This window comes from Flavobacterium sp., from assembly GCF_046317795.1.
Lineage (GTDB): Bacteria > Bacteroidota > Bacteroidia > Flavobacteriales > Flavobacteriaceae > Flavobacterium.
The window spans coordinates 1-13234 of the sequence record NZ_JBKCVI010000021.1 but is presented as its reverse complement, the minus strand read 5'-3'; the positions used below and the strand labels follow the sequence as shown (position 1 = coordinate 13234).

General features: G+C 33.5%; 16 protein-coding genes. 3 read left to right on the top strand and 13 right to left on the bottom strand.

Features of this window, described 5'->3' with window-relative positions; genetic code table 11:
* Window positions 1-4 precede the first annotated feature (4 nt).
* The 6 genes from rplD to rpsL all read right to left on the bottom strand — a co-directional run bounded on the left by rplD (window position 5) and on the right by rpsL (window position 4742).
* Window positions 5-634: a 50S ribosomal protein L4 gene (gene rplD / locus ACK5ON_RS01280; protein ID WP_409819193.1), complete on the bottom strand. Its 630-nt coding sequence runs from the start codon at window positions 632-634 to the stop codon at window positions 5-7.
* Complete coding sequence (rplC, locus tag ACK5ON_RS01275; RefSeq protein WP_396173935.1) at window positions 634-1251, bottom strand: 50S ribosomal protein L3; 618 nt, start codon at window positions 1249-1251, stop codon at window positions 634-636. Before rplC ends, rplD begins: the two co-directional genes overlap by 1 nt.
* Window positions 1252-1372: 121 nt before the next feature.
* A complete protein-coding gene (rpsJ, locus tag ACK5ON_RS01270; protein ID WP_026710316.1) occupies window positions 1373-1678 on the bottom strand; it encodes a 30S ribosomal protein S10 in 306 nt (101 codons plus the stop codon).
* 11 nt (window positions 1679-1689) lie between these two features.
* Entirely contained in the window at window positions 1690-3846 is a 2157-nt protein-coding gene (gene fusA / locus ACK5ON_RS01265; RefSeq protein WP_409819151.1) for an elongation factor G, read from the bottom strand.
* Window positions 3847-3857: 11 nt separating this feature from the next.
* The gene (gene rpsG, locus ACK5ON_RS01260; protein ID WP_409819149.1) at window positions 3858-4334 is read right to left on the bottom strand and encodes a 30S ribosomal protein S7; all 477 of its coding nucleotides are present in this window, start codon (window positions 4332-4334) and stop codon (window positions 3858-3860) included.
* Window positions 4335-4358: 24 nt separating this feature from the next.
* A complete protein-coding gene (gene rpsL, locus ACK5ON_RS01255; protein ID WP_007136570.1) occupies window positions 4359-4742 on the bottom strand; it encodes a 30S ribosomal protein S12 in 384 nt (127 codons plus the stop codon).
* Between the two features lie 275 nt (window positions 4743-5017).
* On the opposite strand from rpsL, the gene ACK5ON_RS01250 reads away from it, so the two are divergent.
* Window positions 5018-6697, top strand: a complete 1680-nt coding sequence (locus ACK5ON_RS01250; RefSeq protein ID WP_409819147.1) for a hypothetical protein — start codon at window positions 5018-5020, stop codon at window positions 6695-6697.
* A 50-nt stretch (window positions 6698-6747) separates the two neighbouring features.
* A complete protein-coding gene (gene rlmB, locus ACK5ON_RS01245) occupies window positions 6748-7494 on the top strand; it encodes a 23S rRNA (guanosine(2251)-2'-O)-methyltransferase RlmB (RefSeq protein WP_396173927.1) in 747 nt (248 codons plus the stop codon).
* Between the two features lie 8 nt (window positions 7495-7502).
* Here the strand turns inward: rlmB and ACK5ON_RS01240 are convergent, their stop codons facing one another.
* Complete coding sequence (locus tag ACK5ON_RS01240) at window positions 7503-8102, bottom strand: Uma2 family endonuclease (RefSeq protein ID WP_396173925.1); 600 nt, start codon at window positions 8100-8102, stop codon at window positions 7503-7505.
* 41 nt (window positions 8103-8143) lie between these two features.
* Window positions 8144-8974 carry a rhomboid family intramembrane serine protease gene (locus tag ACK5ON_RS01235; RefSeq protein WP_396173923.1) on the bottom strand — a complete coding sequence of 277 codons (831 nt, stop codon included), beginning with the start codon at window positions 8972-8974 and terminating at the stop codon, window positions 8144-8146.
* 56 nt (window positions 8975-9030) lie between these two features.
* On the opposite strand from ACK5ON_RS01235, the gene ACK5ON_RS01230 reads away from it, so the two are divergent.
* A complete protein-coding gene (locus ACK5ON_RS01230) occupies window positions 9031-10308 on the top strand; it encodes a replication-associated recombination protein A (protein WP_409819145.1) in 1278 nt (425 codons plus the stop codon).
* A gap of 63 nt (window positions 10309-10371) precedes the next feature.
* Here ACK5ON_RS01230 and ACK5ON_RS01225 read toward each other — a convergent pair whose 3' ends face one another.
* The 5 genes from ACK5ON_RS01225 to ACK5ON_RS01205 form a co-directional block, all read right to left on the bottom strand.
* Window positions 10372-11109 carry a hypothetical protein gene (locus ACK5ON_RS01225; RefSeq protein WP_409819143.1) on the bottom strand — a complete coding sequence of 246 codons (738 nt, stop codon included), beginning with the start codon at window positions 11107-11109 and terminating at the stop codon, window positions 10372-10374.
* Window positions 11109-11801 carry a YjjG family noncanonical pyrimidine nucleotidase gene (locus ACK5ON_RS01220; protein WP_396173958.1) on the bottom strand — a complete coding sequence of 231 codons (693 nt, stop codon included), beginning with the start codon at window positions 11799-11801 and terminating at the stop codon, window positions 11109-11111. Before ACK5ON_RS01220 ends, ACK5ON_RS01225 begins: the two co-directional genes overlap by 1 nt.
* A gap of 8 nt (window positions 11802-11809) precedes the next feature.
* On the bottom strand, window positions 11810-12268 hold the full coding sequence (locus ACK5ON_RS01215; protein ID WP_409819141.1) for an RES family NAD+ phosphorylase: 459 nt from the start codon (window positions 12266-12268) through the stop codon (window positions 11810-11812).
* Entirely contained in the window at window positions 12268-12771 is a 504-nt protein-coding gene (locus tag ACK5ON_RS01210) for an antitoxin Xre-like helix-turn-helix domain-containing protein (protein WP_409819138.1), read from the bottom strand. Before ACK5ON_RS01210 ends, ACK5ON_RS01215 begins: the two co-directional genes overlap by 1 nt.
* A gap of 56 nt (window positions 12772-12827) precedes the next feature.
* A partial coding sequence (locus tag ACK5ON_RS01205) for a RadC family protein (protein ID WP_409819135.1) occupies window positions 12828-13234 on the bottom strand: 407 nt, incomplete at its 5' end.

The window sequence follows — 13234 nt, the reverse complement described above, 5'->3', positions numbered from 1 at the left end:
CCTGTTATTTGCTTAAATTTTCAACAATTCCTTCTAAAGAACCTTCAGATAAAACTAAATTATTTGCGTTTAATATCGCATAAGTGCTTAATTCTGAATTAGTTATAACGCTAGAAGCTTTTAAATTGCGTGACGACAAATATACATTTTTATTTGATTCACCCAACACAAATAAAGATTTTTTGTTTTCCAATCCTAAAGCTTTCAAAACATTGATGAACTTTTTAGTATTTGGTGCTTCAAAACTGAAATCTTCAACCACTACTAAATTTGATTCTTTTGCTTTTATAGAGAAAGCAGATTTTCTTGCTAATCTTTTTAAGTTTTTGTTCAGTTTGAAAGAATAGCTTCTTGGTCTTGGCCCGAAAACTGTTCCTCCACCCTTAAACAATGGACTCTTTTTAGATCCTGCACGTGCAGTACCTGTACCTTTTTGTTTTTTAATCTTACGTGTACTTCCCGCTACTTCAGCTCTTTCTTTTGCTTTGTGCGTTCCTTGTCTTTGATTCGCTAAATATTGTTTAACATCAAGATATACTGCATGATTATTTGGCTCAATGCCGAATACTGAGTCAGAAAGTTGAACTTTTCTTCCAGTATCTTTTCCGTTGATATCTAAAACTTTTGCTTCCATTACTTCTGAATGATTACATAAGAGTTTTTGCATCCAGGAATAGCTCCTTTAACAACAAGTAAGTTCTTTTCAGAAACCACTTTTAAAACTCTAAGATTTTGTATTTTTACATTTTCACCACCCATTCTTCCTGCCATACGCATTCCTTTGAATACTCTAGATGGATAAGAGGATGCTCCTACAGAACCTGGTGCTCTCAAACGGTTATGTTGACCATGTGTAGCTTGTCCAACACCACCAAAACCGTGACGTTTTACAACACCTTGAAAACCTTTACCTTTTGATACACCTTGTACATCAACAAATTCTCCTTCGCTGAATACTTCCACGGTAATATTATCACCTAATTTGTAATTTTCTTCAAACCCTTGGAATTCAACGACTTTCTTTTTTGCAGAAGTTCCCGCTTTTTTAAAGTGACCTAAGTCAGCTTTAGTGGCGTGTTTTTCTGTTTTGTCATCGAAACCAAGTTGAAGAGCTTCATACCCGTCAACCTCTTTGGTTCTGACTTGGGTAACGACACAAGGTCCAGCTTCGATTACAGTACAAGGAATGTTCTTCCCGTTCTCATCGAAAATGCTAGTCATGCCGATTTTTCTTCCAATTAACCCAGACATAATTATTATTTAATGATTAGTAATAAAAAACTGTATAATGTATATTGTATTGCTGTATTAAGAATTCACTTTTTTACATTATTCAATATACATTATTACAGTATACTTTAAATTTAACTTATTATACTTTAATTTCAACTTCAACACCACTTGGCAACTCTAATTTCATAAGAGCATCAATAGTTTTTGAAGACGAAGAGTAAATATCTAATAATCTTTTATAAGAACTTACTTCAAACTGTTCTCTCGCTTTTTTATTAACGTGAGGAGAACGCAATACAGTAAATATCTTTTTGTGTGTAGGTAACGGAATAGGACCTGTTACAACAGCACCTGTGCTTTTCACAGTTTTTACGATTTTCTCTGCTGATTTATCAACCAACATATGATCGTAAGACTTTAATTTTATTCTAATTTTTTGACTCATCTTGATAAGAATTAAGCGTTACCTTTTGCTTTTTTGATTACTTCTTCTGAAATATTAGAAGGAGTTTGTTCGTAATGTGAAAATTCCATTGTTGAAGTTGCTCTACCTGAAGATAACGTTCTCAAAGTAGTCACATATCCAAACATTTCAGATAAAGGCACATCTGCCTTAATAGTTTTCGCACCATTTCTGTCACCCATGTCATTCACTTGACCTCTACGACGGTTGATATCACCAACGATATCTCCCATGTTTTCTTCCGGTGTAATCACTTCCATTTTCATGATTGGCTCCAAAATAACAGCTCCAGCAGCTTTTGCAACTTCTCTATAACCCATTCTAGCTGCTAACTCGAAAGAAAGCGCATCAGAATCTACAGGGTGAAAAGATCCGTCTAATAAAGTTACCTTTAAACTATCTACTTGATAACCTGCTAATGGACCCGTTTTCATAGCTTCACGGAAACCTTTTTCTACAGAAGGAATGTATTCTTTAGGAACGTTACCACCTTTAACTTCGTTAACGAATTGTAATCCCACAGGAGTTTTACCATCTACTTCATCAGCTGGCTCTAGGCGGAAAACAATATCACCAAATTTACCACGACCACCCGATTGTTTTTTGTAAACTTCTCTGTGTTGTGCCGATTTTGTAAAAGCTTCTTTGTATTCTACTTGAGGTTCTCCTTGGTTTACTTCAACTTTGAATTCACGTTTCATACGATCTACAAGAATGTCTAAGTGTAACTCACCCATACCTGAAATAATCGTTTGACCAGAAGCTTCATCTGTTCTTACTGTAAATGTTGGGTCTTCTTCAGCTAATTTTGCCAAAGCCATTCCCATTTTATCTACATCAGCTTTAGTTTTTGGCTCAATAGCGATACCAATTACCGGAGCTGGGAATTTCATTGACTCCAAAATAATTGGGTGTTTTTCATCACACATGGTATCTCCAGTCTTGATATCTTTAAATCCAACTGCTGCTCCAATATCACCTGCTTCGATGTACTCGATTGGGTTTTGTTTGTTAGCGTGCATTTGGTAGATACGAGAAATTCTTTCTTTGTTTCCAGAACGCGTGTTCAAGATGTATGAACCAGCATCTAAACGACCTGAATACGCACGGAAGAAAGCCAAACGACCTACGTAAGGGTCGGTAGCAATCTTAAATGCTAAAGCAGCGAACGGCTCTTTTACATCTGGACGACGTAAGATTTTAGTTTGATCTTCTTCTAACAAATCAGCATCATCAGGATGAATTCCTTCAATACCTTCTTTATCTAACGGAGAGGGTAGATATTTACATACGGCATCCAACATAAATTGAACTCCTTTGTTTTTGAAAGAAGAACCAGCAATCATAGGGATAATAGCCATATCAATAGTAGCTGCTCTTAGTGCCGTATTGATTTCTTCTTCAGTAATAGAATCTGGATCTTCCATATACTTATCCAACAAGTTCTCATCATAATCAGCCACTGCTTCGATAAGAATATCTCTGTATTCTTTCACTTCAGCCAACATATCTGAAGGAATATCAACGATATCAAAAGTTGCCCCTTGCGTTGCATCATGCCAAACGATAGCTTGGTTTTTTACTAAATCAACTACTCCTTTAAAGTCATTTTCCTCACCAATAGGCAAAGTAATCGCAACAGCATTAGACTTTAACATGTCTCTAACTTGTTGACATACCATTAAGAAGTTAGAACCTTGACGGTCCATTTTGTTTACGAATCCCATACGTGGCACTCTGTATTGATCGGCAAGTCTCCAGTTCGTTTCTGATTGTGGTTCCACACCATCAACAGCACTAAACAAAAAAACCAATCCGTCCAATACACGCAATGAACGGTTTACCTCAACAGTAAAGTCAACGTGTCCTGGGGTATCAATAATATTAAAGTGATAATCCTGAGAAGTTGGTAATGGTTTACCTTGTTCTGTTGGAAAACTCCATTCACAAGTGGTTGCAGCCGAAGTAATAGTAATACCTCTTTCTTGCTCTTGTGCCATCCAATCCATGGTTGCAGCACCATCATGCACTTCACCAATTTTGTGTGATTTTCCAGTGTAGAATAAAATACGCTCAGTAGTTGTTGTTTTACCAGCATCAATGTGAGCAGCAATTCCAATATTTCTTGTATATTTTAAATCTCTAGCCATTTCTGTACGAATTAAAATCTAAAATGAGAGAATGCTTTATTAGCATCTGCCATTTTGTGAGTATCCATTCTTTTCTTAACAGCAGCACCTTCTTCTTTAGCCGCAGCTAAAATTTCAGAAGCTAATTTACCCGCCATTGATTTTTCATTTCTTCTTCTTGCATAAAGTATCATCCACTTCATTGCCATAGAAATTTTTCTGTCCGGTCTAATTTGCATTGGTATTTGAAATGTTGCTCCACCCACTCTACGACTACGCACTTCTACGTGAGGCATAACGTTTGTTAAAGCATCTTTCCATACTTCTAATGATGATTTTTCATCATTATTTTTTTTAGCTTCTACGATTTCCATGGCATCATAGAATACTTTGAAAGCTGTCGATTTTTTACCATCCCACATTAGGTTGTTTACAAAACGTGTTACTAACTGATCGTTAAATTTTGGATCTGGTAAAAGTGGTCTTTTCTTTGCCGCTCTTTTTCTCATGTCTTTACTTTAAAAGTTTTTAAATTACTTTTTTGCTTCTTTTGGGCGTTTAGCACCGTACTTAGATCTTCTTTGTGTTCTTCCTGCTACACCTGATGTATCAAGCGCACCACGCACAATGTGGTATCTAACTCCTGGTAAATCTTTTACCCTTCCGCCTCGCACTAATACTATCGAGTGCTCTTGTAGATTGTGTCCTTCTCCTGGGATGTATGCATTTACTTCATTTCCATTTGTCAAACGTACACGCGCTACTTTACGCATGGCAGAGTTTGGTTTTTTTGGAGTGGTAGTGTAAACACGCGTACAAACACCTCTTCGTTGAGGACAAGAATCTAAAGCAACCGATTTACTCTTCTTAGTGATTTGAGTTCTTCCTGTTCTTACTAATTGTTGAATTGTTGGCATAATTAAATACTAATTTTTCTTTATTTTATTAATTCCCGCTTTTTTAGGGGTTGCAAATGTAGTAATTATTTTCAATGAAACAAACCATAATTAATTAATTTTTTCAAGAACTAAATATTTGTTAATTAATGTAATAAAGATTTGTCCAAGTAGCGCTCTTATTATAAAAATTTATAGTTTTCAAATTACTATTTCAACACAGTTCATTTTTAGTTTTAATAAATCATACTAAAAACACTTATTTTGCGTTATTTTTATACAAACTTTTAGGTATCTTGAATAAGATTTTATCCTTTTTTTTTATATTCATTTTGAGTTGGAATGCTTCTTCACAAGAATTCTATTTGAAAATTATTGGTCAAAACGAAAAAGAAAATAAAACTATTGACAGCATAGGATACATTATTAAACATCAGAACACAAAGTCAGTTGTTGATGAAAATAATTTCTTTTATGAAAAACTCACCAAAAAAGGATATGCCGAAAGTCAACTCTCAGAAAACTATAAATTAAACGACTCAACGTTTTGTTTTAAATATAGAATAGGTAAGAAAATTGATTTTATACATATTTATATAGACAAAGGAATTCAAGAAAACGTTATCAATATTTATACTATTAAAAATGATACCATAAGTATTGCTTATGAAGAAAGCGAAGTTTTTTTAAACACTATTTTAAAAAAATTAGAAAGTAATGGTTTTTCAATGGCAAAAGTTAAACTCGTCAACCTCCAAAAGAAAAAAAATTTCATAAATGCCGAATTATCTATTCTAAAAGAAACCAAAAGACAATTAAATGAAATTGTCATCAATGGTTATGATAAATTCCCAATAGGACACAAAAAAAACATAACTCGATTGTATCGGAACAAAACTTTCAACCAAAAGAATTTGGATAAACTTTATAATGACTTTAATAAATTTAGATTTGTTAAACAAAGTAAATACCCCGAAATTCTTTTTACAAAAGATTCTACCAAAGTATATGTGTATCTAGAAAAAGTAAAATCAAATACTTTTGATGGCTACATTGGTTTTACCAATAATGAAAACAAAAAACTAATTTTCTCTGGTTATCTAGATTTAGTTTTGAATAATATCTTAAATTCTGGGGAAAAGTTTGCCTTGTATTGGAAGAGCGACGGACAAGACCAAAAAACTTTCAATCTTGGAGTAGAATTTCCCTATATTTTCAAAAGTCCCATTGGATTAAAAGCCGAACTTAATATTTTCAAGCAAGACAGCACTTTTCAAAATACCCGAACTGCCATAGATTTAGGTTACTATTTTAATTATAATAGTCGTTTGTTTTTGGGCTATCAAGCTACAGAATCAAGCGATATTCAGAATGTCAATACAACAACTTTGAGTGATTATACTAGTTCTTTTTTGACTTCAACTTATGAGTTTTTAGATTTTAATCCCGAAGTGTCGGGAGCTGATTTTCTCTTTCCAGAAAAAACATTTTTAAATTTTAAAATAGGTATTGGGAAAAGAGACACGAAACTAGTTTCAAACAGTCAAACAATTGGTAGTTTATTACTCAAACATAATTTTTATCTAAATGAAAAGAACGTCATCAATATTAAATCACAAAATTTCTATTTGCAAAGCGATAATTATATAGTAAACGAGTTAAACAGATTTGGTGGCATAAACTCCATCAGAGGATTTAACGAAAATAGTCTGCAAGGAAATGCCTTCACCTCTATTTTATCGGAGTATCGGTATATTCTCGCACCGAGTATTTATGTCCATTCTATTATTGACTACGGATTTTTACAAGATAAGACATCAAATAGCCAAGAAAATCTTCTGGGATTGGGTTTTGGTTTTGGACTTTTAACAAAAAACGGACTTTTCAATATTGTTTATGCTAACGGAAGCACGGGTGAACAAGCTATAAAGCTTTCTAGCTCTATTGTTCATATTAGTTTTAAAGCTGTTTTTTAAATTTAACTATAAATCTTTAAATCCATTTTTAAAAAGTTTACTTTTACACCATGGAAAAAGAAAACCAAATCTTCGGAATCAGAGCTATTATTGAAGCGGTGAACGCTGGAAAAGAAATCGATAAAGTTTTTATTCAAAGTGATACGCAAAGCGACTTGATGCAGCAATTGATGAAAGTGATGAAAAAAAACAGCATCAATTTTTCCTATGTTCCTGTTGAAAAATTAAATCGATTAACATCTAATAATCATCAAGGGGCAGTAGCAACCATTGCTCCAATTTCTTTTGTAAAACTAGAAACTCTTATTGACACTGTTTTGTCACGAAGTGTCGGGAGCGGAAAAATGCCTTTATTCTTAATTCTTGATCAATTGAGCGATGCTCGCAATTTTGGCGCCATCATCAGAACTGCTGAGTGTACTGGCGTTGATGGGATCATTGTGCAAAAAACAGGTTCAGCACCTGTAAATGGTGATACGGTAAAAACATCTGCTGGTGCGGTTTTCAACGTGCCAATTTGCAAAGTAGACCATATCAAAGATGCCATTTTTTACCTTCAAGGAAGCGGAATTAAAACCGTTGCAGCTACCGAAAAAACAGATCAAAACATTTATGATATTTCACTTAATGAACCTGTTGCTATTATCATGGGAAGTGAAGACAGAGGCATCAATCCATCAGTATTAAAAATTGTAGATGAAAAAGCTAAATTACCCCTATTTGGAACTATCGGTTCGCTAAATGTTTCTGTAGCTTGTGGAGCATTTTTATATGAAACGGTACGTCAAAGACAATAAATATCCAATTATTGTTTGAAAATATTTTTTATTGGGAATTTTAAATCGGGAAAGGTTGGGCTTTCCAATTTTCCACTTTCAACTATAGGTTTTAATCCGATAAATTTGTTGTCCTTTAGAACATAGAGTAATATTGTTTTTTCTGATTGATTTACAATCCAATATTCTTTTACACCATTTTCTTCATACAAATCAAACTTAATAGTCATTTCGCGATTTGAATTTCCAGGTGATAGTATTTCAATAATTAAATCTGGTGAGCCAATGCAACCTTTTTCATCCAATTTATTACTATCGCAAACCACACATAAATCGGGTTGTACAACCGTTACTATTTGATTGTCTTGAGTACTTTGCTTATAATTTACTAAACGTACATCAAAAGGGGCAACAAACATTTGACATTTTGATTTTCTAAATACCTTACTCAATAAATAGGTTAATTCGCCAGAAATACGTTGATGAGATGTGCTTGGGGCAGGGCTCATTTTAACTATTTTTCCTTTAATGAGTTCTACTCTTTCTTTAAAATTCCATAGCAAATAATCAGCATAGGTATAATTTCCTTTTAAATCGAGTTTATTGATATTATTGATAATTGTTGCCATCAGAATACTTTTAACAGAAACAAAAATACAAAAAAATACTTTTACTGTTTAGTGCTATATTTTACATTTTCATCAATGGTGAAATAATCCAAACTTTTTTCTTCATCTGGAACAATAGTATTCACAAAATTCCCATTTTCATCAAAGTGTTTCATAAAAGCATCCTCTTCTGGATTGAAATCGGGCTTCTCCCAATTGTACTGAATATCTTTTTTATAATCGGGTGTTTTGAAAAGAATTGCAAAAGCAAAACCAGTAATCAAACCCGCTAAATGTCCTTCCCACGAAATTTGTTTATCTCCCGAAATTTCGGGACTAGGGAAAACATACCAAATCATACCACCATAAAATAGTACTACCGCCATTGACAAAGCCATCAATCGATAATATTGTGTCATCATTCCCTTAAAGAAAATAAAAGAAACCAGCACATAAATCAAACTACTTGCTCCTATGTGAAATGAATTTCTGCCAATAACCCAAGTGATTATTCCAGATAGTATAATACCATAGCACAAAACCTTTAGCGAAATATCACGATAAAAATAAATGAGCGCTGTGGTAAGAATAAAAAGTGGAATTGAATTATTAGCAATATGATTTAAATCGCCATGCAAAAAAGGACTAAAAAAAACACCTTGTAAACCCGAAAAAGTTCTTGGCAAAATACCATGTGAAGACAAATCAATATTGAAACTGTTTTCAAAAAAGAAAACAGACCAAATCAAGATAAGTAAAAACAATGGAACAATCCATACTGAGGGAGTAAACTTAAAATGATGGTAATCGTTCATTGGGTTTCGAGTTGCACGTTGCAGGTTACGGGTTATTGTATTATTGGGTTTCTTTAAAAACTTATGATTAGAATTCAAAGATAAAGCCAAATTTTATTTAATGCTAAATTGGCAGAAATAGTTATTTTTACAAAATGGAAGCACCACTTGCCGAACGCATCAGACCACAACAATTAGAAGATTATATTAGCCAACTGCATTTGGTGGGCGACAATGGTTCGTTGACACAACAAATTGCTCATGGCATTATTCCATCCATGATTTTTTGGGGTTCGCCTGGAACAGGTAAAACCACTTTGGCACAGATTATTGCAAAGCAAAGTAACCGTCCTTTTTATGAATTGAGTGCCATTAACAGTGGCGTAAAAGACATTCGCGATGTAATTGAAAAAGCAAAATTGAGTGGTGGATTATTCACGGCTAAAAATCCAATTTTGTTTATTGATGAGATTCATCGGTTTAGTAAATCACAGCAAGACTCGTTATTAGCAGCGGTAGAAAAAGGTTGGATTACTTTGATTGGCGCAACGACAGAAAACCCAAGTTTTGAAGTTATTCCCGCTTTGTTGTCACGTTGTCAGGTGTATGTTTTAAATCCGTTTTCTAAGGAAGATTTGTTAGCTCTATTGCAACGAGCGATGAAAGAAGATAAAATTATTTCAACCAAAAAAATAAAGTTAAAAGAAACCGAAGCGTTACTTCGACTTTCGGGTGGTGACGGACGCAAACTATTAAATATTTTTGAACTCGTTGTAAACGCCAGTGCTGAAGGTCAAATTGTGATTACGAATCAAAAAGTGTTGGATTTGGTGCAGCAAAACACGGTGCTGTATGATAAAACGGGTGAACAACATTATGATATTGTATCGGCTTTTATAAAATCAATCCGCGGAAGCGATCCCAATGGTGCAGTGTATTGGTTAGCCCGAATGATTGAAGGTGGCGAAGATGTAAAATTCATAGCCCGCAGAATGTTAATTTTATCGAGTGAGGATATTGGAAATGCCAATCCAACAGCATTTATATTAGCCAATAATACATTTCAAGCGGTTGCTACTATTGGTTATCCTGAGAGTAGAATTCTCCTCAGTCAATGCGCGGTTTATTTGGCCACTTCTCCTAAAAGTAATGCGAGTTATATGGCCATATCCGAAGCACAAGCATTGGTAAAACAAACCGGGGATTTATCTGTGCCAATTCATTTGCGCAATGCACCAACCAAATTGATGAAAGAATTAGGTTATGGTGAAGATTATCAATATTCCCATAATTATGCTAATAATTTCTCGGAACAGGAATATCTTCCGGATGAAATTAAAAACACCGCATTTTACAAACCTGGTAATAGTGCTCGGGAAAACGAGATGCGTACTTTTTTAAAAAATCGTTGGAAGGATAAGTATGGGTATTGAAAGGTAGGAGGTACGAAGTAAGAAGTACGAAGTAAGAATTACGAGGTACAAAGTTAACTTTATTTAAAACTTCAAATTAATAGGTTCCGAAACCAATTTTCCGTTGTCATAATACTCAAAAACCCATTGGCTTTCTTTTGAAATGACGACTCCATTACTATTGCCTTTTTCACCTATAAAGACGTTCTTTTGCGATGTATTATATAATTTCATGATTACTTTTGGCTCATTGTCAACTACTTGATAACCATTAGCAGTGGGTTGAGCAAAGTAGAATAATTCTCCACTTTTATCAGAAGTAATAGAAGGCTTTTCAGTACTAACTGGATCTTGTGTTACAACAGGAATGGCAGTAGCAAGTGTAGCGGTACTCGAACCATTGTACTTATAGTTTAATTTATCAAATGATTTAGCTGCCATTCGCAAAGCTTCATTGTAAGCAGTTGCAAATTGTTTTGTGCGACTTGTTCCAAATTCAGTTTCGAAAAGCACTTTTTGCTTACAATCTTTTAGTACTATTTTTATTTTTGTTACAAACATATTATTGTTTTCCTCAATAAAAGCTGTAGCATAAGAACATTGATTATTAATAATCTCAGTAGGAATATCATCGGTACTCAAGAAAGATTTAAAGCCATATTTTTGAAGCATAATTTTGGTATTGGTACTCAATCTAAATTGGTCCTTTTCTTTCAAAAAATCAAACTTAATCGGAACAATTACATATTGATAGTCATTTATGCTTTGCGAAAAAGCAGAAACAGAAACAAACAAAATCAGTAGCAAAAGTAATTTTTTCATTATAATATATTTTTTAATTCTAATAAATGTTTAATCACCATAATTTCTTCTTCGGGAGAATGGATTTCTTTCTCGTCAAATAAAATGGCTTGCATTCCAAAAGCCATAGCGCCACGAACATCTGCATCAATACAATCGCCAATCATTATAGCGTTCTCTTTTTGAACACTAGCCAAAGATATGGCATATTCAAATATAGTTCGATGCGGTTTCTTTACTCCAGCCATTTCGGAATTGGTGATGGTTTGAAAATATTTCTCCAACCCCGAATGATACATTTTTCTTTGTTGCACTTCAGCAAAACCATTGGTAATGATATGTAATTGATATTTTGGATATAAATAATCTAAAACTTCAATCGCACCCTCAAACAATTGATTATTATCGGGCAAGAATTCAATATAGTCATGAGAAATACTATCAATTTCTTTATCTGAAATTGTATAGTTTATAGCATCAAAAGATTGTCGAAGTCTTTCATATCGCAATTCTTCATGTGTCATTTTATCCACTTGATACAACTTCCAACATGCTTGATTGATAGGAGCATAAATTTCAATAAATTGATTTACATCGATAGTAGGATGCTGTGATTTAAAAATTTTATCAAATGCCAAAATGGAATTCTTATCAAAATCCCAAAGCGTATGGTCAAGGTCAAAAAAGATGTCGGTGATGGTATTTAACTGCATCTTATTTTTTATTTAAAAATTCTTTTATCAAAAGGGAAATTTTCATGATGAGTAATTTTTATTCTTTTAAAATCGGAATGATAAGGATTTAATAAATAATTAAAATCTCCTCTAACCACTGCCGATGGAACTTTCATTACACAATACTCTTTTTTTTGAATAAATTCATCACCAATAATCTGTGTAGTGGTATTTTCTGGAAATTCATTCCAACCGATTTCTATTTTTTTTTGATTACAATCAATTACCTCAATATCATCAGGAATTTGAATGGTTATCATTAGAAAACTACTTGGTAAAGTAGCCAATGTTAAATGTACAGCAACTTCCGCCATTGCTAAAGCTCTACTTTGAGCAGTGTAAACTATTTCGGTTCCTTTTGAATTCCATCTTGCGCCAAATCTTGCCGCACCAATTCCAGATAATTCTATTGGATGCTTTTTGTTTATTAACCTATAAACTTCCATTAGAGAAAAATAGCTTGGTCTATTTTATGCAATTCTGTCATGACCATTTCTTTACCATAGGAATCTGTCAACAGATTTAATGGTTTTAAATTTCCCAATGCAAAACTTGGTGTGTTTAACCATAAATAAAACTGCTCTTCATCGTCAAAAATTTCCCTCCCTAAAGCGGTGACTTCTGCCAATTCTAAAATTTTCTCTGAAGGAATTGCATCAAAAAAGAAATCTTTTTTTAACTTATTTCTGTGAAGCGTTCGTGTGGAAACACCAAGAAATTTAGCCCATTCTTCCTCTTTAAAAGGCGTTCTTTCTTTAATCAAATCGTATAATTCATAAGGAAGTCCTTTTCTAATAGAATGCACAATTAACATTCTGTTGGAAAGAAATTTTTTGTATGTGATATTCTTATCAATTAGTGCTATTTTAAAATCTTTCTCTACTTTTGAAACATATAAACGCACAACTTTATCAAGGTGAACATCAGAATTGGAAACTATTTTAGACATAATTTTTGACATTTGTCTGCTAAAATATGACATTTGTCAACGCAATCCAAATTTATTTAAAAAATTCCTTCGTCTTGAAAGCTATAATAACCGTTTTCGGTAATGATAATATGGTCTAAAACTTTAATATCAAGTTGCTCGCCAGCCAATTTTAATTTTTTGGTAATTGCTGCATCAGCATCACTCGCTTGCAATTTTCCCGATGGATGATTGTGCGTCAAAATTATAGAGGTTGCGTTATTTTCCAAAGCTGTTTTGAAAATCAACCGAACATCAACTACAGTTCCTGTAATTCCTCCTTTGGAAAGTTGTGATTTATAAATCACTTTATTGGAATTATTGAGATACAACACCCAAAATTCTTCGTGTGGCAATTCGCCGATAATAGGTTGCATGATTTCGAAAACAGCTTTACTTGAAGTGATTTTTTGTAATTCCAAAGTCTCTTCTGCCCTGCGACGTC

Excerpts from the sequence above, each read along its gene's own strand:
- fusA (WP_409819151.1), bottom strand. The coding sequence starts at position 3,846 with ATGGCTAGAGATTTAAAATATACAAGAAATATTGGAATTGCTGCTCAC.
- rpsL (WP_007136570.1), bottom strand. The coding sequence starts at position 4,742 with ATGCCAACAATTCAACAATTAGTAAGAACAGGAAGAACTCAAATCACT.
- ACK5ON_RS01240 (WP_396173925.1), bottom strand. The coding sequence starts at position 8,102 with ATGGCAACAATTATCAATAATATCAATAAACTCGATTTAAAAGGAAAT.
- rpsG (WP_409819149.1), bottom strand. The coding sequence starts at position 4,334 with ATGAGAAAAAGAGCGGCAAAGAAAAGACCACTTTTACCAGATCCAAAA.
- ACK5ON_RS01210 (WP_409819138.1), bottom strand. The coding sequence starts at position 12,771 with ATGTCTAAAATAGTTTCCAATTCTGATGTTCACCTTGATAAAGTTGTG.
- ACK5ON_RS01215 (WP_409819141.1), bottom strand. The coding sequence starts at position 12,268 with ATGGAAGTTTATAGGTTAATAAACAAAAAGCATCCAATAGAATTATCT.
- ACK5ON_RS01225 (WP_409819143.1), bottom strand. The coding sequence starts at position 11,109 with ATGAAAAAATTACTTTTGCTACTGATTTTGTTTGTTTCTGTTTCTGCT.
- rpsJ (WP_026710316.1), bottom strand. The coding sequence starts at position 1,678 with ATGAGTCAAAAAATTAGAATAAAATTAAAGTCTTACGATCATATGTTG.
- rlmB (WP_396173927.1), top strand. The coding sequence starts at position 6,748 with ATGGAAAAAGAAAACCAAATCTTCGGAATCAGAGCTATTATTGAAGCG.
- ACK5ON_RS01230 (WP_409819145.1), top strand. The coding sequence starts at position 9,031 with ATGGAAGCACCACTTGCCGAACGCATCAGACCACAACAATTAGAAGAT.
- ACK5ON_RS01220 (WP_396173958.1), bottom strand. The coding sequence starts at position 11,801 with ATGCAGTTAAATACCATCACCGACATCTTTTTTGACCTTGACCATACG.
- rplC (WP_396173935.1), bottom strand. The coding sequence starts at position 1,251 with ATGTCTGGGTTAATTGGAAGAAAAATCGGCATGACTAGCATTTTCGAT.
- rplD (WP_409819193.1), bottom strand. The coding sequence starts at position 634 with ATGGAAGCAAAAGTTTTAGATATCAACGGAAAAGATACTGGAAGAAAA.